General features: G+C 66.0%; 21 protein-coding genes and 2 pseudogenes. 6 read left to right on the forward strand and 17 right to left on the reverse strand.

What is annotated here, in order from left to right:
* From Q8814_RS13390 to Q8814_RS13450, 13 genes are all read right to left on the reverse strand, one after another.
* Nucleotides 1-192: SDR family NAD(P)-dependent oxidoreductase (locus tag Q8814_RS13390; protein WP_330152510.1), on the reverse strand; the 192-nt coding region annotated here is incomplete at its 3' end.
* Entirely contained in the window at nt 189-1,016 is an 828-nt protein-coding gene (locus Q8814_RS13395; protein WP_330152511.1) for a TauD/TfdA dioxygenase family protein, read from the reverse strand. The genes Q8814_RS13390 and Q8814_RS13395, both read right to left, overlap by 4 nt.
* A 28-nt stretch (nt 1,017-1,044) precedes the next feature.
* Entirely contained in the window at nt 1,045-1,614 is a 570-nt protein-coding gene (locus tag Q8814_RS13400) for a nuclear transport factor 2 family protein (protein WP_330152512.1), read from the reverse strand.
* A complete protein-coding gene (locus Q8814_RS13405; protein WP_330152513.1) occupies nt 1,611-2,516 on the reverse strand; it encodes an SDR family NAD(P)-dependent oxidoreductase in 906 nt (301 codons plus the stop codon). The genes Q8814_RS13400 and Q8814_RS13405 overlap by 4 nt, the downstream gene beginning before the upstream one ends.
* A gap of 25 nt (nt 2,517-2,541) precedes the next feature.
* Nucleotides 2,542-3,090 (reverse strand): nuclear transport factor 2 family protein, encoded by a 549-nt coding sequence (locus Q8814_RS13410; RefSeq protein ID WP_330152514.1) that lies wholly within the window; start codon nt 3,088-3,090, stop codon nt 2,542-2,544.
* Nucleotides 3,087-4,523 carry an aldehyde dehydrogenase family protein gene (locus Q8814_RS13415; RefSeq protein ID WP_330152515.1) on the reverse strand — a complete coding sequence of 479 codons (1,437 nt, stop codon included), beginning with the start codon at nt 4,521-4,523 and terminating at the stop codon, nt 3,087-3,089. Before Q8814_RS13415 ends, Q8814_RS13410 begins: the two co-directional genes overlap by 4 nt.
* Before the next feature lie 62 nt (nt 4,524-4,585).
* Nucleotides 4,586-6,292 carry a thiamine pyrophosphate-binding protein gene (locus Q8814_RS13420; protein ID WP_330152516.1) on the reverse strand — a complete coding sequence of 569 codons (1,707 nt, stop codon included), beginning with the start codon at nt 6,290-6,292 and terminating at the stop codon, nt 4,586-4,588.
* Nucleotides 6,282-7,205: an SDR family NAD(P)-dependent oxidoreductase gene (locus tag Q8814_RS13425; RefSeq protein WP_330152517.1), complete on the reverse strand. Its 924-nt coding sequence runs from the start codon at nt 7,203-7,205 to the stop codon at nt 6,282-6,284. The genes Q8814_RS13420 and Q8814_RS13425 overlap by 11 nt, the downstream gene beginning before the upstream one ends.
* Nucleotides 7,206-7,244: 39 nt before the next feature.
* Entirely contained in the window at nt 7,245-9,071 is a 1,827-nt protein-coding gene (locus tag Q8814_RS13430; protein WP_330152518.1) for a flavin-containing monooxygenase, read from the reverse strand.
* Nucleotides 9,072-9,105: 34 nt separating this feature from the next.
* Entirely contained in the window at nt 9,106-10,488 is a 1,383-nt protein-coding gene (locus Q8814_RS13435; RefSeq protein ID WP_330152519.1) for an aromatic ring-hydroxylating oxygenase subunit alpha, read from the reverse strand.
* A 27-nt stretch (nt 10,489-10,515) separates the two neighbouring features.
* Entirely contained in the window at nt 10,516-11,361 is an 846-nt protein-coding gene (locus tag Q8814_RS13440; RefSeq protein WP_330152520.1) for an SDR family NAD(P)-dependent oxidoreductase, read from the reverse strand.
* 8 nt (nt 11,362-11,369) lie between these two features.
* Nucleotides 11,370-12,974, reverse strand: a complete 1,605-nt coding sequence (locus tag Q8814_RS13445; RefSeq protein ID WP_408015900.1) for an SMP-30/gluconolactonase/LRE family protein — start codon at nt 12,972-12,974, stop codon at nt 11,370-11,372.
* A 354-nt stretch (nt 12,975-13,328) separates the two neighbouring features.
* Nucleotides 13,329-14,123, reverse strand: a complete 795-nt coding sequence (locus Q8814_RS13450) for a FadR/GntR family transcriptional regulator (RefSeq protein ID WP_330152522.1) — start codon at nt 14,121-14,123, stop codon at nt 13,329-13,331.
* A gap of 121 nt (nt 14,124-14,244) precedes the next feature.
* Between Q8814_RS13450 and Q8814_RS13455 the strand changes: the two genes are divergently transcribed.
* The 5 genes and pseudogenes from Q8814_RS13455 to Q8814_RS13475 all read left to right on the forward strand — a co-directional run bounded on the left by Q8814_RS13455 (nt 14,245) and on the right by Q8814_RS13475 (nt 19,441).
* A complete protein-coding gene (locus tag Q8814_RS13455) occupies nt 14,245-15,417 on the forward strand; it encodes an acyl-CoA dehydrogenase family protein (RefSeq protein ID WP_330152523.1) in 1,173 nt (390 codons plus the stop codon).
* Entirely contained in the window at nt 15,414-16,367 is a 954-nt protein-coding gene (locus Q8814_RS13460) for an acyl-CoA dehydrogenase family protein (protein ID WP_330152524.1), read from the forward strand. Before Q8814_RS13455 ends, Q8814_RS13460 begins: the two co-directional genes overlap by 4 nt.
* Nucleotides 16,364-17,161, forward strand: a complete 798-nt coding sequence (locus Q8814_RS13465) for an enoyl-CoA hydratase/isomerase family protein (protein ID WP_330152525.1) — start codon at nt 16,364-16,366, stop codon at nt 17,159-17,161. The genes Q8814_RS13460 and Q8814_RS13465 overlap by 4 nt, the downstream gene beginning before the upstream one ends.
* A pseudogene (locus tag Q8814_RS13470) lies at nt 17,158-18,353 on the forward strand (acyl-CoA dehydrogenase family protein). Before Q8814_RS13465 ends, Q8814_RS13470 begins: the two are co-directional and overlap by 4 nt.
* Nucleotides 18,350-19,441, forward strand: a complete 1,092-nt coding sequence (locus Q8814_RS13475) for an acyl-CoA dehydrogenase family protein (RefSeq protein ID WP_330152526.1) — start codon at nt 18,350-18,352, stop codon at nt 19,439-19,441. The pseudogene Q8814_RS13470 and the gene Q8814_RS13475 overlap by 4 nt, the downstream one beginning before the upstream one ends.
* 38 nt (nt 19,442-19,479) lie before the next feature.
* Here the strand turns inward: Q8814_RS13475 and Q8814_RS13480 are convergent, their stop codons facing one another.
* Nucleotides 19,480-20,121: a TetR/AcrR family transcriptional regulator gene (locus Q8814_RS13480; protein ID WP_330152527.1), complete on the reverse strand. Its 642-nt coding sequence runs from the start codon at nt 20,119-20,121 to the stop codon at nt 19,480-19,482.
* A 59-nt stretch (nt 20,122-20,180) separates the two neighbouring features.
* Here Q8814_RS13480 and Q8814_RS13485 point away from each other — a divergent pair, with 59 nt between their 5' ends.
* Nucleotides 20,181-21,359: an alpha/beta hydrolase family protein gene (locus Q8814_RS13485; RefSeq protein ID WP_330152528.1), complete on the forward strand. Its 1,179-nt coding sequence runs from the start codon at nt 20,181-20,183 to the stop codon at nt 21,357-21,359.
* Nucleotides 21,360-21,413: 54 nt separating this feature from the next.
* Here Q8814_RS13485 and Q8814_RS13490 read toward each other — a convergent pair whose 3' ends face one another.
* The 3 genes and pseudogenes from Q8814_RS13490 to Q8814_RS13500 all read right to left on the reverse strand — a co-directional run.
* A complete protein-coding gene (locus Q8814_RS13490; RefSeq protein ID WP_330152529.1) occupies nt 21,414-23,123 on the reverse strand; it encodes a class I adenylate-forming enzyme family protein in 1,710 nt (569 codons plus the stop codon).
* 25 nt (nt 23,124-23,148) lie between these two features.
* Nucleotides 23,149-24,345 (reverse strand): FAS1-like dehydratase domain-containing protein, encoded by a 1,197-nt coding sequence (locus tag Q8814_RS13495; RefSeq protein ID WP_330152530.1) that lies wholly within the window; start codon nt 24,343-24,345, stop codon nt 23,149-23,151.
* Between the two features lie 12 nt (nt 24,346-24,357).
* Nucleotides 24,358-24,546, reverse strand: a pseudogene (locus Q8814_RS13500) (oxidoreductase); the annotation flags it as partial.

Below are 24,546 nucleotides of genomic sequence, written 5' to 3' on the forward strand. Positions count from 1 at the left end.
GCGATCGGTGACGTCGACACGCAGGCCGACGGCTTTGCCGCCGGTTTCCTCGATCGAGGCGGCCGTGGCCGCCGCAGCGTCTCCGTTGAGATCGAATACGGCCACCTGATTTCCGTCGGCAGCGAGACGCCGCGCGATGGCCTCGCCGATACCGGATGCCCCGCCGGTCACGACCGCGGTGCGCCCGCTCACTTGATCGCCTCGGTACCGATGAGGGTCGAGCGGTGCATCCTGCGAGGCTTACTCCTGTCGAACGCGCAGGCCCGGTGGACGAGACCGGTGTTGTCCCAGATGACCATGTCACCCTCGGTCCAGGTGTGCCGGTATACCAATTCCGGTGCTGTGGCGCGTCGTTCGAGGTTGCGCAGCAGGTCCGCGCCCTCGTCGACATCCATTCCGACGATGTGGGACGCGGTTGCGCCGAACACCATCGACCGCCTGCCGGATTCGTGCTCCCACACGAGAGGAAGCTCGCGCACGGCCCGCGACGCCCACTCCCTCGACTGCTCCGGGGTCGGGTCGGGGTAGGTCAAGCGCTGGATCGCCTCGAAGGTGTGGACCACACGGAGGCCGCCGAAGTACTCCTTCTCCTCGTCGGAAAGCGCGTCGTATGCGGCGTACGTGCTCGCGAACTCGGTCTCGCCACCCTGCTCCGCGGTGACGCGAGCGCTCAACACCGATGCCTTGGCGGGCACGGCGTCCAGCGCGCCGTCGATGTGCCAGTAGTCGTTGCTGGCGAAGTACTCCTTGTTCGGGTTGTCCGGCTCGAAACTGATCTCCATGATCTCCGGGATCCGGTAACGGGGGAACAGCGCGAGCTCGCCCAGCCTGCGGCAGAACTCGACCTGCGAGGCGTCGTCGATGTGCAGCTCGCGGAACAGCAACACGCTGTGCTCCTCGAGCAGGTCGAGTAGCGCGGCGGGGAGGGGGTCGTCGGTCAGCAGACGATCGACGTCGATATCCGTCACCTCCGCGCCGACGAGATCCCCGAGCTTCTTCGTGGCAATGGTGTTCATATCGTTTCGGTCTCCTGGGTGCGCCTTGTCAGGCCGGGACATTCGGTTGCCGGACGTTGGTCAACGGGCGGGTGTAGGACGGGTCGCTCGTACTGCGCGCCGGGGCGCCGTTGTCGTGGACGTCGGGTACATCGGCGAACGGAATATCCATGGAGGGAACCATTCCCGACCATTCGATCACGTTGGTGCGAAGGGCGATCCGCCATTCGCCGTCGCGCCGCTCCAGCCGGTCGATGTAGCGTCCGCCGGCAATCCAGTTGCTGTCGTCCAGGTTTCGGGCGGCGAACAGGTAATACGTTTCGGTGTGAGCAGTATCGCCGTCGATGTCGCACGTGTGGTTGAGCAGATTGTGGTGCGTCGCTTTCTGGCCCTGCGCGTGCATGTCGGTGGACCAGTCGTAGAGTTCCACCGGTCCGCCGACGAAGCTGCCCGCGGCGATGGTCGCGTCGGGGTGGAAGGTGGAGAGGAACATGTCGCGGTCGAAGCGATCCATGGCCCGGCTGAAGCGGGTCAGCGTATCGAGGATCTCCTGGCGTGCGAGCACGGTCTCGAGCTTGGCGATCCGGTCTGCGGAAAGTGATGTCACCGACGTGGTCATGGTGCGCTCCGTTGCATTCGAGAGGAGTGGGAGTCGACCGCTTCGATCGGCGACCAGATGGGTTCGCCGCGCGTCGCTCGTAGTGATGGAATCTCTCTGCCGTCGAGGTCTTTGATTCCGTAGTGCTGTGCCAATTCGGCAGTGATGAAGGTGCCGCCCGAACGGGCCATGACGGCCGGGTCGTTCGCGAGGGCCGCGATGACCAGCCCGGGAAACTCCGGTGAGCAGCCGTTTTCCGGGCGGGTGGCCGAACCCGTTGTCAGGCCGGGTATGCCGGCGAGGTTCTGTTCCGCGCGTTCGGTGAAGGTCAAGCCCTGCCAGAGCGAGACCGACGCCACGTTGTATGGCTGTAGTTCGACCGCCATGTCCCGGGCCATGCGGTCCACCGCCGATTTGGCCGTGCCGAAGACGACGCCGTAGGTGTACGCCACGCCGGTGTAGCCGGAGACGGCCACGACGAGCCCCGACTTGCGAGGTGTCATCAGCCTGGCGGCGTGCCGGGCGGCGACGAAGTTCGATCGCACCCCCACATCGACCATCTCCCAATTGGAGAGGGGCTTCTCCCAGAACGGATCCGGATCCGTCAGATCCTCGGGGAGCGCGAAGGCATTGTTGACCAGGATGTCGAGGCGGCCCTGCTCCTGTTCGACCCGGTCGAAGAGGTCGGCAACTTGCTGATCGTTCGCATGATCGACCTGGACTGCGATGCCCCGACCGCCCCGGCGGTCGCACTCCGCCGCGGTCTCCCCGATGGTGCCGGGCAGTGGGTGTGCGCCGGGCGTCACCGTGCGGCCGGTGACGTAGACGGTGGCTTCCCGCTCCGCCAGTGCCAGGGCGATACCCTTGCCGATACCGCGGCTGGCGCCGGTGACCACAGCGACCTTGCTCGACAACGCACCCATTCGAACTCCTTACCGCTGCAGCGGGTTACTTCCGTGTGGCGAGGTCGCCGGCGGCGAAGAACGCCTCGCTGTGATCTCCGGCGGCCCTGCCCGTGAATCGGTCGTCGCTGAACGGCGTGCCCATGACGCCCTGTGACCAGTCGACCGAGACGCCGTCGTCGCGGAACCAGTCGTAGAGCATCGTGCGTTCCGTGATCCGCCACTGGCCGTCGCGCTGCTCGAATCGATCGAGGTAGCGGCCGCCGAGGACGGTGTCTTTTTCCTCGGTGCCTGTGTCGACGCGGTGGTAGGCGACGACATGGGTTTCGGCGAGCAACGAATCACCTGCCGGTTCGATGTGGGTCTGACCGAGCAGATGCTGTGTCACCGGAACGGCGGGCGACCCCGGGACGACCCATGCGAGGTACTCGTCGAACGACCCCGCGAAGATGCCGAAATCCACGGTCGCGTCCGGCCAGAACGCGGCGCGGACGGACTCACCGTCCCGGCGGTCCTCACCGCGCGCGAGCCCGACGACGCACGCACGAACCCGGTGATGTGCGAGAAGTACGTCGAGGTCGGAGGCTTCGCTCATTCCGGGTCGTCCTCGGATGCATAGCCGATCACGGCTTTGATCTCGAGGTAGTCGTGGAAGCCGAATTCGCCCCACTCACGTCCGTTCCCGCTCTTCTTGTAGCCACCGAACGGAGCACCGAAATCGAATGCGCCGTTGATGGTGATGTTGCCTGCGCGGATTCGGCGCGCGACGCTGCGGGCCTGCTCGAGGTCCGCGCCGGCCACGAATGCGGCGAGGCCGTACTCGGTGTCGTTGGCGATGTCGACGGCGTGATCGATGCTGTCGTATCCGAGGATCGTGAGCACGGGTCCGAAGATCTCTTCACGTGCGATCGTCATGTCGTTCTTGACGTCCGCGAAGACGGTGGGCTGCACGTAGTACCCGACCGTCAGTCCGTCCGGACGTCCGACACCGCCGCCGACGAGAGTCGCGCCGTCGTCGATGCCCTTCTGGATCAGCGACTGGATCTTGTCGAACTGTGCCTCGGACACCACCGGCCCGATCGAGAAATCGCCCTCGGGGTCGCCCACGGTGATCTGCGACAGCGTCTGCGCCGCGACGTCGATGGCTTCTGCCATGCGCTCGCTGGGAACGAGCATGCGCGACCCGGCGCTGCAGGTCTGGCCGGAGTTGACCATCATGGTGGCCACGCCCGCTCCGACGTTCGCGGCGAAGTCGGCGTCGTCGAGCACGACGTTCGGGCCCTTGCCGCCGAGTTCCTGCGTCACCCGCTTGACGCCGGCCGCGGCAGCGGCGGCGATGTCGATACCTGCGCGCGTCGAACCGGTGAAGGACACCATGTCGATATCGGGGTGGCCGGAGATGGCCCGGCCGACGCCGGCACCGTCACCCTGGACCAGGTTGAACACGCCTGCGGGGACACCCGCTGCGTGCAGGATCTCCGCGAAGACCTGTGCGCTGAACGGTGACTGCTCCGACGGTTTGAGCACCATGGTGCAGCCGGTGGCCAGGGCGGGGAACACCTTCACCGCGATCTGGTTGAGCGGCCAGTTCCACGGCGTGATCAGGCCGCAGACACCGATCGGCTCCTTCACGATGAGGGTGCCGCCACGCTGTTCCTCGAACGTGAAGTGCTCGAGCACCTCGATCGCGGTGGTCAGGTGCCCGAGTCCCAGGTTCACCTGGAAGCCACCCGCCAGCGCCTTCGGAGCGCCCATCTCCTCGGTCAGCGCGGACGCGAGGTCGCCGATTCGCTGCTGGTAGACATCGAGCACCTTGCGGAGCACGCCCAGTCGCTCGTCGCGGCTCGTCGCGGACCACCCGGGAAAGGCGCGGCGGGCGGCTGCAACCGCTTTGTCGACGTCTGCGGCGGAGCCGAGCGCCGCGGTCCCCGCGACTTCCTCGGTGGCCGGGTTGACGACCTCGAAAGTCTGCGACTGCGCCGGATCGGTCCACTGTCCGTCGATGTAGAACTCCAGATATTCACGCATGGTTGCCCGATTCTCTCGTGTGTTTCGACGCGAATCTCATTGCCGGTATCCGGAAGGCGTTGCTACTGCTGGCCTTCGGCGTACCAGGTGCGGAACTCGTCGTAGCTCGGCATTTCCTCGGAGTTGGCCGTCGGATCCACAGCCACATGGATGACACCCGGCTTGCCGCTCGCGTATGCGCGCTTGATCGCGGGTGCGATGTCCTCGTCGCGGTCGACGTACTCGCCGTAGCATCCGAAGCCCTCGGCGACCTTGTCGAAGCGGGTGTCCTTGCTCCAGTGGACACCGGTCTCCCGAGATCCGTGACCGTAGGTGCGCTTGTAGACGCCCACTTCGAGGCCCCACGCGTAGTCCACTGCCACAACACAGACCAGGGGGAGACCCACCCGGGCGGCCGTCTCGAGCTCGGCGATGTGGAACTGGAACGACGAGTCGCCGGTGATGAGCATCATCGGACGTTTACCGCCGTCGGCGACACCCGCGCCGACGGCGTAGGGGAGACCCGTGCCGAGATGGCCGAAGTTCTGGTTCCACATCACGTCGTGCGGCTTGGCCTGCGAATAGGTCCAGCCGAAGATGGTGGTGGCGCCGCCGTCGCGGACCATGATGCCGTCGGCCGGGAACGCCTTGGTGGCTTCGACGATCAAGCGGGCCGGGTGCACCGGCGACATGCCGGAAGGTGCGGTTTCTGCGAGTTCCGCCAGCTGGTCCGCGTCCTGCTTGATCCAGCCATCGAGCTCGGCGGTCGGAGTGCGGGGCGAATCCTTCAGCGCCTCGACGAGTTGCGGCACGATCGCCCGCAGGTCGCCCACCAGCGGCACGTCGATCGGGCGGTTCACGCCGATCGCGGAGGCATCCTGTTCGATGAGGATCCAGTTGCGGTTCTCCTCGTTCGCCACCCAGTGCCGGCCGCGACCGAAATGAACCGGCTCGCCGAGTTCGGTGCCGATCGCGAGGCACAGGTCGGACTTGACGACGGCGTCGATGGCCGCCGCGGAGAAGCCGTACGGGAAGGTCCGGTCCTCGAGCCCTTCGATGTACGACGTGCCACCCGAGGTCTGGATGACCGGGCATGCCATCAGATCGGCGAGTGCTTTCACCGATGCCCCTGCTCGGGACGTGTGAACACCGTGGCCGACGAGCAAAATGGGTTGCTTTGCGGCGCCGATCAATTCGGCTGCCTCGGCGACGAGGTCCGCACCGGCCGTCTGGCCGACGAGACGATAGGCGTGGGGCGGGAGCACCGGCGGAAGATCCAGCTCTTCCTGGATGACGTGCTGCGGGTACTCGATGTACACCGGACCCGGGGTGCCCGAGAGGGCCTTCCGCAGGCCCTCACGGATGATCTCGTCGGTCTGTTCGGCGTACTCGATGCTCGCGCTGTACTTCACCGAGTTCTCCACCAGAGCCATCTGCTGAACGAACTGGATACGGCCGCGCCGAACCCGCTGCTCGGTGATGCGGGCACGCTGGCCGCCCAGGAAGATGACCGGGGAATTCTCGACCTTGGCGCACATGATGGCGCCCGCGAGGTTCGCGAGGCCCGGACCGAGCGTGCCGATGCACAGTGCAGCCCTGCCGGTCATGCGCGACACCGCTTCCGCCATGAACCCGGCGGACTCCTCGTGGTGGGGCGCAACGACATTCCAGCCTCGCTCTTCTGCGAGGTGGAACAGGTGAACGAAATTCGGATCCGGGATGCCGAAAAGGGTGTTGATTCCCTCGGCCTCGAAGAGGTCCAGAATTCGTTCGTAGACCTTAACCGACATGAGTGCTGCCCTCCATGGCAATCGCAAAGCTTTTCGTGATGTGGTCCACGTGGCCGGACACGGTCGGCAGGATCCACGGGTCGTTCGTGTCGCGGATGGCGTCGATGTTTTCGGCGACCTCGTCGATCGACCACGACGGGCGGTACACGCCGGGGGTCTCGGCGACGAACACCTTCGCCACCCGGCCGGCGATCGCGGCGAACATCTCACCGGTGACCGAGCAGGACTCGTGTGCGAGCCACCCCACGACCGGGGCCGCGAGTTCCGGGCCCATCGGTGGGTAGGACGAGGTGTCGAGTCCCTCCGCCAGCCTGGTCAGGGCGGCGGGAATGATGACGTTCGACGTCACTCCGTGATCTGCGCCTTCGATCGCCGCCACGTTGGACAGTCCGATCATCCCCGCCTTGGCCGCGGCGTAGTTGGCGACATTCGCGTTGCCGTAGATGCCGCCGATCGACGAGGTGAGAACGATCCGGCCGTACCCGGCCTCGCACATCACCGGAAATGCCGCTCGGACAACATGGAACGCACCACGAAGATGGACATCGAGGACCGCGTCGAAGTCCTCGTACGTCATCTCCGACAACGACGCATAGCGGTTGTTGCCGGCGTTGTGGATGAGGATGTCGATGCGGCCGTAGGTGCCGAGTGCCATCTCGACGATCGCGCGGCCGCCCTCGGCGGTCGCGACGGACTCGGTGCAGGCAACCGCCTGTCCGCCCGCGGCTTCGATCTCGCGAACCACGTCCTCGGCCGGACCGGAGTCGACGTTCTCCCCGTTGATGGCGGCACCCGGGTCGTCGACGACAACCTTGGCGCCCAGCGACGCGAGCAGTAGAGCGTAGTCGCGTCCCAACCCCCGGCCGGCGCCGGTGATCACAGCCACGCGGTCGTCGAATCGCAGGTCAGACATCGATTCCTCCTCTCGTGGCAGTCGTGTCGGATCGGCGTGTCACTTCTCGAGTACCAGACCTTCCAATGTGCCTGTGCCGCGCCAGGCTTCGAACAATTCGGTCAGTTCGTAGAAGCCGCCCCAGAAGGGATCGCCGAGGAACGAGCGGCCGTTCGGTTCGCCCTCACTGTTGTAGTAGCCGGGCGTGCATTCCGTCGTGAAGGTGCTGTTGTCCACCGAGTACGTCCGGATGGTCTGGATCCACTCTTCCTCGGCTTCGGCGGTGGGCTCGACCACGGTGGCTCCGCGCGTCTGCGCTTCCTTGATGATGTAGGCGATGTGGTCGGCCTGCTGCTCGAACATCAGGGTCGTCGCGGCGGTGACGCCTCCCTGCACGAAGCCGGTGGCGAAGTGGTTCGGGAACCCGTGTGCCATGATGCCGTGCAGCGTGCGGAATCCCTTGCCCCAGTGGTCGTAGAGGGAGGTTCCTTCGCGGCCGGCGAACGGTGCGATATCGAACTGACGCTCGAGCGCGGTGGTGATCTCGAATCCGCTCGCGAACACGATGCAATCGAACTCGTGCTCGACGCCATCGACGATGATGCCCTTTTCGGTGATCCGTTCGACGCCCTTGGTCTCCGAGACGTCGACGAGTGTGACATTCGGGCGATTGAAGGTCGGAAGATATTCGTCGTTGAAGACGGGCCGCTTGCACATGTTGCGGTAGTACGGCTTCAGTTTCTCCGCCGTCTCGGGATCCTCGACGATCTCGTCCACCCGGCGACGCACTCGCTCCATCGCCCGGTAGTCCTCGATCTCCTTGAGCTCCATGAACTTTGCCGGATCCGCCAACGCTGCCCAGCCATTGGTCTCGTTGAGCTTGGCGGCCATGTTACGGGCCACCTCGGTCCAGCCGTCGCAGATGAGGTCGGGTTCGCCCGGGTTGTAGAAGGCGAATGCCGCATTGTGGAAGTTGCGCTGGCGCGCTGCCCTCCAGCCCGGTTCGAGGCTTTCCACCCATTCGGGGTCGGTCGGGGAGTTGGCCCGCTCGAAGATGTACGACGGCGTCCGCTGGAAGACGGTCAGGTGCTTCGCGCCGCGTGCCAGGTGCGGGATCGCCTGGACACCGCTCGATCCCGTGCCGATGACGGCGATCTTCTTGTCGGCGATCTTGTCGAGCCCGCCGTGCAGGTCTCCACCGGTGTAGTCGTAATCCCAGCGGGCAGTGTGGAAGGTGTGCCCCTTGAAATCGGTGATCCCGGGGATGCCCGGCAGCTTCGGCCGGTTGTAGGGGCCTTGGGCCATGACGACGAATCGCGCGCGGATCTCGTCGCCCCGGTTGGTGCGGATCTGCCAACGGTCGATCTCGTCGTCCCATTCGAGGGAGCGGATCAGCGTGTGGAAGATGGCGTTGTCGTAGAGGCCGAACTGCTTGCCGATGCGCTGGGCGTGTTCGAAGCACTCGTCGCCCTTGGAGTACTTCTCCTTCGGCATGTAGCCGGTTTCCTCGAGCAGGGGGAGATAGCAGTAGGCATCCGAGTCGATCTGGATGCCCGGGTAGCGGTTCCAGTACCAGACACCACCGAAATCGCCACCGAGCTCCACGATCCGGAAGTCCTCGACACCGGCCTGCTGGAGGCGATGCGCGGCAATGAGACCGCAGAACCCACCACCCAGGATCACCACTTCGATGTCGTCGGTGATCGGTTGCCGAGGTACGACCGGCATGTGCGGATCGCCCTCGTAGAACTCCGCGAATTCGTTGTCTGCCTCGAGGTACTGCTTCTGACCCTCAGGGCGGAGGCGCTTGTCACGTTCCGCCAGATACTTCGTTCTGAGGGTGGGGATGTCGACGTCGGGGGTCTGGGTAGGTGCGCAGTTCTGCATGCGAATATCCTCGGCTAGGAATGGGTTTCGGAGATCAGGCGAGATCGCGCGGAGCGCCGGTACCCATGTATGTGGCCAGATTGTGGTGGAGGTTGGCGACGCTGCGTTCGCGATACGGATTGGGCTTGGGACCCGAGAACCCCCGGGTCTTCATGCCCTTCTGAACGGCGGCCATGTTGTGGAAGTCCTGCGGCAGGACGGTGCGCCAGCCCGGATCGTCCGCCGGCGTGTATTCCCATTCGGTCTCGGGCTCCTCGCCCGCGGGGAAGAGCTCGTAGACGGCGGCCTCGAAGATGCACTTGTCAGGATCGTCGCCGTAGGGGCGGGCGCTGTAGCAGAGCATGTTGTTCAGTGCGTGGCCGATCTGGAAGTTCGGGAAGATCTGCCAGGCCGTACCACTCTGGGCGACGACCTCCGGCGGTACGGTCGGCCACACGACTCCGCGTGCCTCGTCGTCGCGCCGGGCCGAATCCAGCCAGTGACGGAGCACCTGGTCGGGAGGCGTGCCTTCCGGAAGCTCGTCGAGCAGTCGTTGTGCAGCGTCGACGAGGGTGCGGGTGGTGTTGGTATTTGCGTTCTCCCAGGTGAAGTTCTGCAGCTGGATCGTGGCCTTGCGCGCGTCCGGGCCGTTGCCGACCCGCAGCTTCGCCTGGTTCTCTTCCATGCCCTTGGGCGCGTCGTACCCGATGTTGCTGTGCTTGCCCTGTGCCCGCGACCAACCCAGGAAATTGCCGAAGTTCATGAACTCCGGGTGGGTATACGGCACGTGGTAGGTCTCCATGAAGGCCTCGAGTGCGACCTTCCAGTTGCAGTCGAACACGAGCCACTTGCGCCACCGGTAACGCATGTTCTCGAGGTGGAAGTGGTCGAGAAGAGAGGCCGCCGGTTCGAGGTAGTCGCGCAGGGGCTCGGACTCGGGATCCATGTTGATCCAGATCCAGCCGCCCCACGTGTCGACCTTGACGTCCACGAGACGGGACCGCTCCTCGGTCAGACTGTCCTGCCAGTCGCCTCGCTCCGGGGCGAAGGTGTTGTTGCCCTCGAGGTCGTACCGCCAGCCGTGGAACCCGCACACGAACTGCTTTGCGCAGCCGTGGGCCTCGCGCGCACCGGCGGGGGTGTCGACGAGGCGGCGTCCCCGGTGGGAGCAGACGTTGTGATAGGCGCGAATCGTCTCGGGGGAGGTGCGTACGACGATCAGGGAATCGTCGAGGATCTCGTAGGTGAGGAAGTCGCCGACCTTGGCGAGTTCTTCGACGCGACCGACCTGCTGCCACACTTTGGCCCAGAGTTTGTCGCCTTCGGCGCGTGCGTATTCCTTGGAGGTGTACGCCTCGACACCGATCGTGAGTGGGGTCGAGAGCGGTTCGGTGGACGCGGTAGCAGTTTCTTCGATGTTGTCGACAGTGTCGGTCATGGAATTCTCCTCTGAAACCGTGCTGTGTCAGCGGGTGATGGCGGCGCGGAAGGTGTCGTCCTTGAGGAACAGCGAGGTGTGGTCGGCGCCCATGTGGGTCCACTTGAGGTTCAGTCCGCCGTCCACGAGGATCGTCTGCCCCGTGATGTAGCTCGACAGGTCGGACAGCAGGAAGAGAATCGCGCCGGCCTGCTCCTCGGGTCTGCCACGGCGGCCCATCGCGATGGCTCGACGGTCGCGCTCGGTGTCGTCGTCGACATAGGTCCCGGAGGCCGGTGTCGCGGTGACTCCGGGGGCGATGGCGTTCACGCGGATGTTGTCGGTGGCGAGTTCGACGGCCATCGTGCGCGTTGCGGCTACGAGTGCGGCTTTGGCGGTGCCGTACCCGACGTGGAACGGCGCGGTGTTCATGCCGCTGATCGACGAGATCGAAACGATGGATCCGGGAAGCGACCGCGACTTCAGTTCGGCCGCGACCGCCTGGCTCATGAAGAACATCGTTTCGAGGTTCTGCGTGAAGAGGGCGCGCCAATCCTCCCGCGTGACGCGGGTCGACGGCATCCACGTCGCCGGTGCGGCACCCCCGGCGACGTTGACGAGTCCGTACAACTCGCCCTCGGTGCGGCGAGCCACCTCCAGGACAGTGGCGATCCCTCCGTCCGTAGAGGCGTCGGCGGCCACCGGAACCACCGAAAGTCCTTCGGCCACCAGAGGTTTGATGTGCTTGTTGAGGTTGTCCTCGGAACGGCTCACCGCGACCACCGTCGCGCCGGCCTGCGCGACCATTCGGGTCACCGATGTGCCGATACCGCCGCCCGCAGCCCCGGACACGATGACGATGCGCCCGGTGAGATCGAGGAACTCGTCGCTCATCGGGGTACTCACTTCTCTTCGCGGAGTGCCAGGACGCTGCCCTCGGCGTCGGCGGAGATATACAGCGTGCCGTCGGGGCCGGCAGCGATGCCGGCGAACGGGCCCTGCGGGCCGGCGAACGGAACGATGCCCTTCAGGGGCTTCGGGGTCACGCCCTCGGGTGCGCCCACAGGCAGGTGACGGGCGATGATCTGTTGCGCCTTGGTGTCCAGATCGACGCTGATCAGCGATTTGGCGCCGACATCGACGATGTAGAGCTTGCCGTCGCGCACGAGGATTCCCTGCGGTCGCTCGAGCCCGTCGACCAAGGTGTCGACACCCGAACTCGTCACAGAGACAACGCGTCCCGCTCCGGCCTCCGAGACGAGGAGCGTTCCGTCCGACGTGAACGCCACGCCTGTCGGGTCCTGGAGCCCGCGGGCCAGCACTTCCGCCTCTCCGGATCGGACGGAGTGGACGTTGCCGGTGCCGATGTCGGCGACCGCTACGGTGCCGCTCGCGGACACTGCCACGCCGTAGGCCTGCTCGAGTCCGGTGAAGAGCGGCTCGCTTTCGGCAGTCGCGGGTCGGTAGCGTGAGACATGGGTGTCGCCGGCAACGATGAACTCACCGTCTCCGACGGAGGTCACGCCGCGGATGTAACCCGGCCACCCGGGATGGAAGAGCATTCCGGTCGTGCGAAGTTCGCCGTCGGACCCGAGCTCGAGAAGGAAGGTTCCGTCGGCGACGAACAGGGTGCCGTCGGGTCCCACCGTCAGATCCAGCGGCCAGGTCAGACCGTCTGCGAGGGCAGTTCTTGTCTCGCCGCCCCCGAGGACCTCGGTGATCTGCCCGGTGAAGCTCGACACGAACAAGCGGTCACCGACGAAGGTGAGGTTGTCGAGACCGGAGCCGATGTCGGCGATCACGGTGCTCTCGCCGGTGCGGGGGTTGATCCGCAGGACCTGCCCCGATGCGACCTGCGGCGAGATGATGTAGCCCTCGGAATCGAACTTCAATGCGACCGGGACGCCGAGGTCCCCGGCGACGCGTTCCGGCTCACCGCCGTCGGGATCGATTCGCCAGATGTCGTTGGTGCCGAGCATCGGGTAGTACAGCTTGCCGTCCGGCCCGACTTCGAGGGCATTGGGCAGCTGGAGTCCTTCGGCCAGGATCTTGGGTGCGCCGCCGTTGAGGTCGATCTCCATCAGGCGGCCGTCGGGCCGGCACTCGTCGACGAACAGCCGGCCCTGGTGGAACGTGATGCCGTTCGCGCCGGGGAGGTCGTCGCGCAACAGTCGTGTGCTTCCGTCGTTGCCGCGCACGCTGACTCGGCCGTCGTAGTACTCGGTGACGTACAGCTCGCCGTCCGGGTGGAAGGCCAGGTCGTCGGGTGCGGTGATGTCGCTGCCCATGGCGCTGATGGTCTCGATGTCGCCGGTCTCGGGATCGAAGGCGCTGATCTGGCTGCCGGCCACCTGCGCAACGTAGATGCGGCCGTCCGCGCCGGCGCGTATGCCGTTGGCTCCGAACAAGCGGCTGGGTGGGGTGAGCCTCTTCAGGCTCCATCCGTCGGCGAGTCTGGTCGATGAACCCGTGTAGCGCGACCCTTGCGTCAAGGTGGTCCTCCTCATTTGAGAACGCAGTTCTGCAATCGGTGAGAACATTGTTCCGCTGCATATGGGTTGGAACTGGCTCGTGTGAGGCGGTCCGGACGCCGATTTTCACCGACGAACCGTGATGTAAGCCACTTCCAGCTGATGGTGGAAGTTAATCACGAAGAGTACAGGGCTACAAGTATTGTTATCCTTACAAGGATTGCGTAGCCTGTTCGGATGTAACAAGAGAACACGGTTCTCTCATTTGTCGCCGACCGGATCTTCCCGGAGCAACAGAACGGCCGGGCACGGAAGTGAAGTACCGTGCCCGGCCGTTGCGCCGGCTGCAACCGAGGCAAAGGGCCTCGGCGTGGGGGAGTGGTGGTGGCTCTAGATGCGTGAGCGCCGCCCGGCATGGCGCGCCAGGGCGGCCGAGGCGTTGACGACGCTGTCGCCGAAGCGCTCGAGAACCAGCGCCTGCGTCGCGGCGAGGTGGACCCGGGCGAGCCGCTCGGCTTCGTCGGCACGGCCGGCGGCGATCTCTTGGGCGATCCGCTGGTGTGCGCGGACGGCTTCCTTTGCTTCGGCTTCGGCGGGGTACTCACCGCGTCGGGTGAGGGCTTCGGCCCACGCCTCCTCCTGTGCCGACCACAGCGCGACATAGCTGCTCACGGCATAGCGAATGGTGATGTTCGGGGTGAAGGAGACGACAAGATCGTGGAATTCTCTTGCGGTGTGGGTGAATGCCACCCCGTCGCCGACGACGTTCGCGGAGCGTTCGACGGCGGCGTCGAGCACGGGTACGACCGCTTCCGCCCGGTCTTCCCGTCGGGCGCACTCGGCGGCGCACATCGGCTCGAGCATCTGCAGGCCGGCCGCGAGATCGCGCAGGGTGACGCGGGCGCCCTGGAGGGACAGGCCCAGGTGATAGGCGGCGGAGAATTCGTCGGGACGATGCACCTCGGCGCCGCCGACGTTGCCGCGGCGCACGGTCACGAGACCCTCGGTTTCCAGGATGCGGAGAGCCTCCCGTACCGAGGGGTAGCTGACACCGAAGTCCTTGACGAGCTGGTCCTGGGTGGGCAGGCGGTAGTCGTCGTCCGAGAGAATGTGGTCGCGCAACTCGGCGGCGACCGTTTCCGCGATGCGGCGCTGGGGAATTCGGCCGCGTCGCGGGGTGGTCACGAAGGTCGCCTTTCATGCATGACGGCCAGTCTAGCGAGCTGCGGTCTTTTCCTCCAAGTATTGCAAGGCTTCATAATATTAAGCATTGCTATCCTTGTGAGGATTGACGTACTGTCCGGGCATGGACTTCACGATGGGTGGGGCCGCCCCGGAACTCCGGAGTGAGCTACGCCGCCTGGTACGCGAGTACGTCCCTACACACTTTCTCGGTGCGTTCACCGACGACCCGGCCGATCTGGAAGCGGCGCAATCGTTCTGCCGCCTTCTCGCCGACCGCGGCCTGCTGTGCACGGCGTGGCCCGAGGAATTCGGCGGACGCAGTGCCTCGATCTGGGAACAGACGGTGGTCCGCGAAGAGATGTGGGCGCACCACGAACCCCGCGGCGCGCAGTACATGGGCGTCAATTGGGTGGGTCCGACGATCATGCGGCACGGGACTCCCGAACAGCAGAATAAGCACCTGCCGCCCATCGCGCGCGGCGAGGCAATTTGGTGTCAGGGTTTCAGCGAACCGGAATCCGGCTCCGATCTCGCATCGCTGCGTACGGCCGCGCGCCGCGACGGCGACGGCTGGCTCATCTCCGGCCAGAAGATCTGGACGTCCTACGCCACCATGGCGCAGTGGTGCTTCCTGCTGGCCCGTACGTCGACCGGAGGCAGGAAACAGCAGGGCCTCACGGTCTTCCTCGTACCGATGTCCGATCCGGCCATCGAAGTCCGTCCCATCCGCGCCATGCTGGGCCCGCACCATCTCAACGAAGTCTTCTTCGACGAACTCCGGGTCACCGACGCCAACGTGCTCGGCACCGTGGACGAAGGGTGGAAGGTAGTACAGGAGGTGCTCGCCTACGAACGTGTGGGCATCGCACGGTATGCCCGGTGTGAGCGTCTCTTGCAGGCGGCGCCGTCGGTGCTCGGCAGCCGGTGGGACGACGTGCCGGAGGAACTGAAGGCGCGCTGGGCGCGGATGCTCACGCATTGCCGGCGGGCACGACTGCTCGCCTACCGTGTGGTGTCCCTGCAGAGCAGCGGCAACGTGCAGCCCGGCGAGGCCGCGGCATACCGGATCGCGGTGACCACCCTCGATCAGGACAGCGCCGAGGTGCTCACCGAGATCGCCGTCTACGCGACCCCGCCCGAAGCCGGCGCGGACGAATTCGACGACGATACGGCCAAGTGGTTTCGGCGCGCGGTCGAAGATCACTGGCGTTACTCGCAGGCAGCCACTGTGGCGTCCGGAAGCATCGAGATGCAGCGGATTCTGCTGGCCCGAGCCCTGTTGGCGGCATCATGAACACCGAATTGAGCAGGGAAGCGGTCGAGTACGGACGTGAAGCGCTTCGGGCACTGGAAAGCGCCGGAGGCGACGACCTCGTCCAACTGATCGAGAATGATCCCGATCGTCGTCGCAGTATCGTCGCGCCGATCCTCGGCGAACTCGGTGCCTGGGACCTCGATCCGCGCGGCGATGCCGACGAACTCGAGGCGTCCGCCGCGCTGTGCCGCAGCGTGGGGTACTTTGCCGTGCCGTATCCGGTCGCGGAGCGGCTGGCACGGCCCACCGACCTCGACGTCGACGGTCTGGTCGTCGTGGCCGACTCCGATCCCAAGGCGCCTGTCGCATGCCTCGATCTTCGTTGGGCAGCAGTCACACTCGACGGTCGACGCAGCGTTGCGGTGGCCCGACCACCGAGCACCCCGCCGCGTACCTCCGCATTCGCCGCGCAACTCGACCTGCAGCCGATCGACGACGACGGCACGAAGGACATCGCCCTCGCCCTCACGCTGCCGTGCTGGACCCTGCTCGGGATGCTCGATCGGGCGATGGACCTGACCCGCTCGCACGTGCTGCTGCGCGAGCAGTTCGGTGCGCCACTCGCGCGACTGCAGGGCGTCCAATTCCAGCTCACCGAAGCGGAAGTCGAACGCACCGGACTGGACGTGCTCGCCAAGTACACGTTGTGGAGTATTCAGGCGGGCAACGACGAGGCGGTGGACGACGCGCTCGCACTGCGATTGGCGGCCGTCGAGGCGGCGCAGACCGTCTTCCGGGTCGCGCATCAACTTCACGGCGCGAGCGGCTTCTGCGACGAGACGACGGTGTCGTGGGTCTCCCGGTACAGCCTGGCGTTACGGCGCATGCCGTGGGGTCCGTCCGGGACACTGGACGCGTTGACCCGGCGCATCGGCCGGCGCGGACTCACCGGGCTGTTCGGCGATAGTCCCGAGAAAGCGATGCTATGAAGTACGAACTTCCGGACGAGTTGACTGTCGAGTGCGACGGACCGATCCGAATCGTCGAGATCAATCGTCCCGACGAGCTCAACGCGGTCGACAAGAACCTGCACTGGGCACTCGCGAACGTGTGGCGGCAACTGTCCGCCGATACCGAAGCGGCCGTGGTGATCCTCACCGGCGCCGGCCGGGCGTTCAGCGCCGGCGGCGACCTGGACTGGGTCACGTCCTTCCTGGACGACCCGGCCGCGCGCGACGAAAGCATCCGGGAGGGCGCCGAGATCATCGACGAGATGCTTCGCTTTCCGCTCCCGGTGATTGCTGCGATCAATGGACCGGCGGTCGGTCTCGGCTGCAGCATCGCGGTGCTGTGCGACGTCGTCCTCATGTCCGAGAAGGCGCACCTGGCCGATCCGCATGTCGCGGTCGGTCTCGTCGCCGGGGACGGCGGCGCGGCCTTCTGGCCGCTGCTCACCCCGATCCTGCGCTCGCGGGAGTACCTCTACACCGGCGACCGGATCTCGGCGAGCACGGCGGTCGAACTCGGCCTGGCCACCCGCACCACCGCGCCCGACGATCTGCTGCCTGAGGCCCGACGTCTCGCCGCCCGGCTCGCCGCGCAGCCGGCGCAGGCGTTGCGCGATACGAAACGGGTGGTCAACATGTACCTGTCCCAGGCCCTCGGCGGTCCGATGCAGGCCGGTTTCGCGGCGGAAGTCGCGACCATGCAGACCGCCGAGCACCGGGACCGGTTGGTCGCGCTCCGGAAGAATGCGTCGAGGCAGAAGGAGCCCACCCGATGACGCCGGCGGCACCCACACTCGAGGATTTCCGGGCCACTGTCCGGGACTGGTGCCGCACCCACATACCTGCCGACTGGCGTCGGACAAGACCGGCGTGTCGGACGAGGAGTTCGTCCGCTTCCAGAAGCAATGGTTCCAGGAACTACGCGGCGCGGGCTTTGCCGTGCCGCACTGGCCGAAGGAATGGGGCGGCGGGATGTCCGTCGCAGAACAAGTCGTGCTGTACCAGGAGTTGGCAGCCCACGACGCGCCCCGCCTCGTTCTGCCCTTCGTGTCGATCCACCACGCCGCATCGACACTGCTGGTCGCCGGCACCGACGAACAACGGCACCGTCATCTACCCGCAATTCTCGACGGCGAGATCTGGTGCCAGGGGTTCTCCGAGCCCGGCGCCGGGTCCGACATGGCCGCACTCACGACAAGTGCCCGCAAGGACGGCGACGTCTACATCGTCAACGGGCAGAAACTGTGGGCGAGCGGCGCGATGCACGCCGACCGGTGCCTGCTGCTGGCGCGCACCGACCCCGACGCCCCGAAGCGCCGGGGAATCTCCTATTTCCTCATGGATATGCGCACACCCGGCGTCGAGGTACGCCCCATCCGGCAGGCCACCGGAGAATCGCATTTCGCCGAGATCTTCCTCAACGACGTCGAGATCCCCGCGACACAGCTCGTCGGAGTGGAGAACGACGGTTGGCGGGTCGCGCAGGAAACACTCGGCGCCGAACGCGGAATGACCATGCTCGAACTCGCGGAACGATTGGGTGTCAGTGGGTTTCGATGGCTGGTCGAATCATGTGCGGCACCAGGTCCCGACGGGACGGTTCCACTCGGCGATCCGTCGGTGGCCGACCGGCTCGCGACGCTCGAGATCGAGCTCACCGGATTGCGGGCGCTGTGTGCCGAGTTCGTCGCGGATGATCGGCCCGGCCCGGCCGACGCGTCGATCGTGAAGCTGTACTACAGCGAATTACTGCAGCGCATGACGGATTTCGGCACCGAGGTGGCGGGTCTCGCCGCGCACACGGAGCTGCGAAAGCCGATGTCGAGTGGGTGGGAATCCGGGGCGTGGGTCCTCGACTTCATCGGTTCGTGGGAGTGGACGATCCCCGGTGGCACCAGCGAGATACAGCGCACGATCATCGGGGAGCGTGGCCTCGGCCTGCCCCACGAACCGAGGGGTACCCGATGACCGCTTCGCTCACCGACCTCTCCGAGTTCCACGACGAGTTGCGGGCGGTCGCACGAGACCTCCTCGCACGGTCCGGGCACGAGACCGAGCTCGAGTGGCGGACGATCGCCGGCTCCGGCTGGCCGGGTCTGGAAGTGGCGGGTGAGCTCGACGGGGCCGGAGGAACCTTCGCCGAGACCGCAGTGGTTCTTCGCGAGATCGGCCGCGCGGCCGCACGAGGGCGGTACCCGGCGGTCGCCGCCCTCGGGGTGGGGGCACTCAATCTGCTCGAGCCCGGACCGGATCGCGACCGTCTCCTCCGCGACACGGCGGCGGGAGCCACGGCGCCGGTCTTCGCCCTCGGGGGAGACGCGATGGGGGAGACACAGTTCCACCTCGAGTACACGTCGGACGGTGCAATCGTCCAGGGCGCGGCAGCTTTCGTGCTCGACGCGCCCGGCGCGCACCGGCTGCTCCTCCCGGCACTCGAACACGACGGAACGGTGGTGGTCGTCGATCTCGATCCACGGACGTCCGGGCTGGTTGTGACGGGGCAGCCGGTGGTCGATGCGACCCGCAGCTTCGGCTCTCTCCTAGCCGACGAGGTGCGGATACCGTCCGGGTCGGTATGGAGGTTCCAGGGCGAACCACAGCGGGCTCTGCGACAACTGCGCGATCGGGCCGCGGTGGCAGTGGCGTGCGACAGTCTCGGGCTGAGCGAGGCGATGCTCGACGCCACGGTCGCCTATGTGGGGGTGAGGGAACAGTTCGGGCGCAAGATCGGATCGTTCCAGGCCGTGAAGCATGCGTGCGCCGACATGCTCGTTCAAGTGACGGTCGCGCGCAGGCTCGTCGATGCGGCCGTTCGCGGCATCGCGGGCAGGGACGCGGACGCGTCGGTCGCGGCATCGATGGCGAAGTCCTACGCATGTACCGGGGCAGTCGAGATTGCCGGTAAGGCAATGCAATTGCACGGCGGTATGGGGTACACCTGGGAGAGCGGTATCCACGTGTACCTCAAGCGGGCGACGCTCAACCGTTCGCTGTTCGGCTCGCCGGCGCTGCATCGCGCGCGCGTGGCGGAGCGGTACCGGGCCGGAACCGGATGACATCGACGAGTCTTCGTGATCGCTGAGCGTCCCACCTCTCACCGCTGAGGTACCCGCAGCATCGCGCATGCGATGTCGAGGACTTCGGTTTCGAATGTCGTCAGGTCAGGTGCAGCGCCGCTGTCCTCGGCGCGCTCCCAGGTGGCGAACGAGCCGATGACGAAGCGCACCATCAGCCCGACCCGGCGCCGGGCGGCGCTGTCCGGAAGGTCGAGTCCTTCCGCGATCCGGGTCAGAAGGTCGGTCAGGATGTCGAGGGACTCATCGCTGGGGTAGTAGTCGGCTCCGACGTCGTCCGGCCCGGGAACGGTGAGCAACTCGAGCGGTGCGGCAGCGAGCCACTGCTCGTTGAAACGTGCCCAGTAGCTCGGGTTCCCACGAGCGACCTCTGTGGCGATCGGGTGGACGTACGCGTATACGAGGCGCTCGAGTGTGGGTGGCGCGTCGCGTTCGGCGACTTCCACGAGCGTGGCGCGTTCGATGTTGATCCGCGGCGCATGCCGGTTCCAGACCGCGTCGAGCAGCCCGTGCCACGATCCGAAGTGGTAGGTAATCGCGGAGTTGTTCCGCTGACCCGCGGCTTTGGTGAGTTCGCGCGCGGACGTCCCGTGAATTCCCTTGAGGGCGACGAGTTTCTCCGCCGCGTCCAGAAGAGCGAGGCGACCTGTTGACACTGCCATCCCCCTACTGTACTAAGAAGCTCACCTGAAATATTAATACGTTCTTCTTAGGGAGCTCCATGAACGACTCCTCCACCCGTTCCGTCCTCGTGGCCTTCGTGCTTGCCTCGATGCTGGGCCTCGCGGGGTGCGCGAACGGCGAATCCGCGGAAGGAGGTGAGCTCTCGCCCGGATCGCTGGTCACCCACCGGGCGCTGGCCACCGCTGCGGCACTACCCAGCGCGGTACGCACCGAGTTGATCACCTACGTGTCCGAGGACGCCGCCGGACAGCCGGTCCTGGTGTCGGGCACTGTCGCGATCCCGCGAGGCGATGTCCCGGAAGGCGGATGGCCGGTTGTCAGCTGGGCACACGGGACGACGGGGGTCGGTGACGCGTGCGCTCCGTCGGCCGACACGGCCGGCGGACCCGCACACAGTTACGTCTCGAGGGCGGGGGCGATGCTCGATCGCTGGGTCGCGGACGGTTACGTCGTGGTCCAGACTGATTACGAAGGGCTCGGTACTCCCGGCGGGCATCCGTACATGAACGGCGAGAGCGCACGGAACTCGGTTGTCGACATCGTGCGTGCGGCACGCGAACTCGATGCCGGCGTCGGAAGTCGGTGGACCGTGATGGGGCACAGCCAAGGTGGGCACGCCGCCTTGTACACGGCGGCCGGTGGTCTCGACCGCGCTCCGGAACTCGAACTACAAGCGGCAGTGGTGCTCGCGCCCGGGAGCAGGACCAGCGACGTCGCGGGATTCTTCGCGTCCGGCGGCCCGGGGATCGAGCAGGCCCTGAGTTTCCTTCCCGTCCTTCTGCTGGGTGCCGAGGCGGCCGACCCGAGCCTGTCGGCCGATGCGATGCTCACCGACACGGCGCGACCGTTGCTCTCCGCCGCCCGCACCGGGTGCATGGACGATGTGCGTGCTGTGGCCGACACGGTTCCCGTGGACAACCTGTTCGCTCCGGATGCCGAGATGAGCCGTATCGGGGAGTACTACGCGACCCAGGAACTCGAGTCACTCACGCCGGTCGTGCCGACACTGGTCGTGCAGGGCACCGCGGATGTCCTCGTCTCCCGGGCCGCCACCGACCGGATCACGGAAGCGTTGTGCGGCAACGGAGCCGCACTGACCTACAGCGTCTACGACGGCGCTGATCATCGCGGTGTGCTGGAGGAATCGCTGCCCGAGGTGAAGGCTTTCATAGACAAAGTGCGCAGCGGCGAAGTTCCGGAGCCGACCTGCGGCTGACGCTCACCACGTTGGTAGCTTTCTGCCCGCTCAGCGGGCAGAAAGCTACCAACGTCAGTTCACCCCGAGACGCGCGACAGCCAGGTCCCGGATCTCGTTCGACTTGATCTTCGCGCTGCCCGTCAAGCTGATCTCGTCCTCGTCGAAAAACAGCACTTCGCGCGGAACCTTGTAGCTCGCGAGTCGCTCCCGCAGGTACGACCGGATCCCGTCGACATCGAGGTCCGCGCCGGAGTGCGCCACGATGCACGAGACGACGACCTCGCTGAGCGTGTCGTGCGGAACGCCGACGGTGCGGGCGACCTTCACCCCGGGATGCGCGACGAGTGCCTCGTCCACCTCGAGCGGTGACACGTTCGCGCCGCCGGTCTTGATGATGTCGGTGAGCCGCCCTTCCCAGAACAACCGGCCCGCCTCGTCGAGGTAGCCGCCGTCTCCGGTGTGGAAGAACCCGTGCTCGTCGACCGTTTCACTGAGAGGTGTACCGACGTATCCGAGCATCAGCGTGGGGCTCTTGACGCAGATTTCGCCCCGCTCGCCGCGTGGCAGAACTGCACCGGTCAGTGGTTCGACAATCTCGATCGTCACGCCGGGCAGTGGTTCACCGCTGCTGCCGGCCGCGATCTCGGCCGGGGTGTTGGCGGGGTAACACGCGCTGATGGTGAACGTTTCGGTGTTGCCGTACGCGTGCCCCGGCTCGTACCACTCGGCGGTCACCGTGGGGTGCCGCGCGACGGGGGTGTTGAAGTCGACATAGAGCAGACTGCTCAGATCGGCACTGTCCCAGTTGGGTGCGCCCACGAGCTGGGCCCACTGGTGTGGCCAGGCGAACGGGAAGTTCACCTGTTCTTTCTCGATGAGATCGAGTGCTTCCACAGGATCGAATGTCGGTTGCAGCACGAGGCAACCGCCGCTGGCGAGGGTGTTGCCCAACGCCATCGCGAAGTTTCCGGACCAGAAGTAGCCGTTGGCCGTCCAGCATCGGATGTTGTGCTCCGGTGCGAATCGGTACATGCGCCGGAAGCGCCACATCTGGATACTCACGCCGCGGTGGGCACTGAGAATCCCCTTCGGCTTGCTCGTCGAACCGGAGGAGAAGAACAGCACGGCGACGTCACTGGGTCGCACAGCCGCCGCGGAGGCTTCGACAAGTGCGCGCGGCTGTGCCTCACCGTGGGCGAGGAATTCCTCCCACGACGGAAGCGACGCGACTCCGTCGGGGGAGCCGACCATGGCGACGTACCGCAGAAACGGGTACTTCGTCGACTGCACCACACCGGACGTCGTGGTGCCGATCTGCGGTTCCAGACCGGCCAGGGCAGCGGCGAAATCCGTCTTGAGCACGGTGCGCTCGAACAACAGCACCGACACTCCCGACGTCTCGAGCATGTAGTCGAGTTCTGCCGGGGTCGAGAAGGTGCTCAGCGTGACAGCGACGCCTCCCGCGAGGGAGGTGCCGAACACCGCCGCGATCCATTCGGGCCGGTTCGTCATCAACACGCCGACGCGGCCGTCCTTGGTGAGTCCGACGCCGCGCAGTGCCCGTGCCACCTCGACGGCACGTTCCCACAGGTCGGCATAGGTCCAGCGTGTGGTGCCGTCCGCGTCGTGCATCACGAGCGCTTCCCGGTCGCTGTACAACTCTGTCACTTCGCGCAGGAAACCGGGCAGGGTGAGGGCACCCAGACCGGGTTCTTCGCTGAGCGGAGATCCCGACACGATCGAAACGGACTCCACCACTTCCGTGTTCGTCCCAGTGCTCATGATGACTCCCTTGTCTGCGGTGCCGTCAGAGCGGCAGCTCGACCTCGGCGGTGGAGGAGACGAGGACGTTGCCGTCTTGATTGGTCAGGCGCAGCTCGACCTGGACGAGGGGGACACCCCACGTGGTGTCGGTCTCCTTGCCGACGACCTCGGCGTCGAAGTACGTGACGTCCCCCTCGAAGGCCGGGCCGCGGAAGTCCGACTTGATGTGGCGGACCATGCCGTCGTGACCGGCCCAGTTGGACAGGAAGTCGGTGCACCAGGCGCCCATCGTCGCGCCGTAACCGTAGGCGCGTGCCATGCCCACCTCACCGGCCTTGTCCGCGTCGATGTGTCCGCGAGACGGGCCCACGTACAAACCGTCCCGCTTGCGCGGGTCGATCATGGCGCCTTCCTCGTCGAAACCGAAGCCTTCGACCCAGCCCGGATCCTGGTTGACCCACGGGTCGTCGACACCCTCGGGGGCGACCCACTCGAAGGTGCCCCAGATGTTGAAGAGGAATGCCCGGTACTCGGTAGTGAACGTGGCGATGCTGTGCGGCCCGATCACGCGACGCGGCAGGGTGTCGCCGACCTTGACCTCGTCGAAGTGCGGAGAGACACCCGACCAGTTGGACAGGAGCCATTCGTGGCGCAGTGCCTCGATTTCGAGGAGCTCGTCGTTGGTCCACTTCTTGATTTCGCCGAGCTGGTTCTCGTACATGCCGCGCTCGGCGGCTTCGGCCGAGAGGTAGCGAATCGCTGTGGATCGTTCGCGCGCGACCAGGGCGCCGTGCTGATTGGTATGGGTGGTGTCGCCCCGCGAGAACATGGTGGGCCCGGCGAACTTGGTCTCCGTGACCTTGTAATCGTGGAAGCGTCGTTCCTGGAAGAGTTTGTCTCCCGGCCGTACCGGCACGCCGTAGAACCACCATTCCTCACCACCGAAGATCAGATGGCTGTTCGGAATGTGCCCCACGCAGGCCGGTGCGGCTCCGTGCCCGTAGTCGAGAGCCACCGCGATGGACTGGGGTGCGACGAGGCCGCCGAACCTCGACTCGCGCGCGAATTTCTCGTTCCAGTGAATCGGATTGGGATTGTCCATCGCCATGGCCCACCGGCGGATGTCGGAGGTGCTGCACGGATCCCACAGTTGCCCACCGCCGACCGGTTTGCCCACCCGGTGGTCGACATCGGACAGATCCAGTTCCGCGGTCTTCGGCTCCGAAGCCTTCTTGCTCATCTGTGCTCCCGATTATCGATTGACGTCGACGACGATGCGGCCGCGCACCGTGCCGTCCATGAGTTGATTCGCCGCCGTGATCGCTTCTTCCAGAGTGACTTCCTGCGCGATCGCATCGAGTGCGCCGGCATCGAGATCGCGGGAGAGCCGAGCCCACGCGGTGATGCGCCGCTCGCGGGGTGCCATGACGCTGTCGATCCC

Source organism: Rhodococcus chondri (assembly GCF_036327435.1).
Taxonomy (GTDB): domain Bacteria; phylum Actinomycetota; class Actinomycetes; order Mycobacteriales; family Mycobacteriaceae; genus Rhodococcus; species Rhodococcus chondri.

Bases quoted from the DNA above. Each gene is read 5' to 3' on its own strand.
- Q8814_RS13395 (WP_330152511.1), bottom strand. From the start codon at position 1,016: ATGAACACCATTGCCACGAAGAAGCTCGGGGATCTCGTCGGCGCGGAG.
- Q8814_RS13400 (WP_330152512.1), bottom strand. From the start codon at position 1,614: ATGACCACGTCGGTGACATCACTTTCCGCAGACCGGATCGCCAAGCTC.
- Q8814_RS13405 (WP_330152513.1), bottom strand. From the start codon at position 2,516: ATGGGTGCGTTGTCGAGCAAGGTCGCTGTGGTCACCGGCGCCAGCCGC.
- Q8814_RS13410 (WP_330152514.1), bottom strand. From the start codon at position 3,090: ATGAGCGAAGCCTCCGACCTCGACGTACTTCTCGCACATCACCGGGTT.
- Q8814_RS13415 (WP_330152515.1), bottom strand. From the start codon at position 4,523: ATGCGTGAATATCTGGAGTTCTACATCGACGGACAGTGGACCGATCCG.
- Q8814_RS13420 (WP_330152516.1), bottom strand. From the start codon at position 6,292: ATGTCGGTTAAGGTCTACGAACGAATTCTGGACCTCTTCGAGGCCGAG.
- Q8814_RS13425 (WP_330152517.1), bottom strand. From the start codon at position 7,205: ATGTCTGACCTGCGATTCGACGACCGCGTGGCTGTGATCACCGGCGCC.
- Q8814_RS13430 (WP_330152518.1), bottom strand. From the start codon at position 9,071: ATGCAGAACTGCGCACCTACCCAGACCCCCGACGTCGACATCCCCACC.
- Q8814_RS13435 (WP_330152519.1), bottom strand. From the start codon at position 10,488: ATGACCGACACTGTCGACAACATCGAAGAAACTGCTACCGCGTCCACC.
- Q8814_RS13440 (WP_330152520.1), bottom strand. From the start codon at position 11,361: ATGAGCGACGAGTTCCTCGATCTCACCGGGCGCATCGTCATCGTGTCC.
- Q8814_RS13445 (WP_408015900.1), bottom strand. From the start codon at position 12,974: ATGAGGAGGACCACCTTGACGCAAGGGTCGCGCTACACGGGTTCATCG.
- Q8814_RS13455 (WP_330152523.1), top strand. From the start codon at position 14,245: ATGGACTTCACGATGGGTGGGGCCGCCCCGGAACTCCGGAGTGAGCTA.
- Q8814_RS13460 (WP_330152524.1), top strand. From the start codon at position 15,414: ATGAACACCGAATTGAGCAGGGAAGCGGTCGAGTACGGACGTGAAGCG.
- Q8814_RS13465 (WP_330152525.1), top strand. From the start codon at position 16,364: ATGAAGTACGAACTTCCGGACGAGTTGACTGTCGAGTGCGACGGACCG.
- Q8814_RS13475 (WP_330152526.1), top strand. From the start codon at position 18,350: ATGACCGCTTCGCTCACCGACCTCTCCGAGTTCCACGACGAGTTGCGG.
- Q8814_RS13480 (WP_330152527.1), bottom strand. From the start codon at position 20,121: ATGGCAGTGTCAACAGGTCGCCTCGCTCTTCTGGACGCGGCGGAGAAA.
- Q8814_RS13485 (WP_330152528.1), top strand. From the start codon at position 20,181: ATGAACGACTCCTCCACCCGTTCCGTCCTCGTGGCCTTCGTGCTTGCC.
- Q8814_RS13490 (WP_330152529.1), bottom strand. From the start codon at position 23,123: ATGAGCACTGGGACGAACACGGAAGTGGTGGAGTCCGTTTCGATCGTG.
- Q8814_RS13495 (WP_330152530.1), bottom strand. From the start codon at position 24,345: ATGAGCAAGAAGGCTTCGGAGCCGAAGACCGCGGAACTGGATCTGTCC.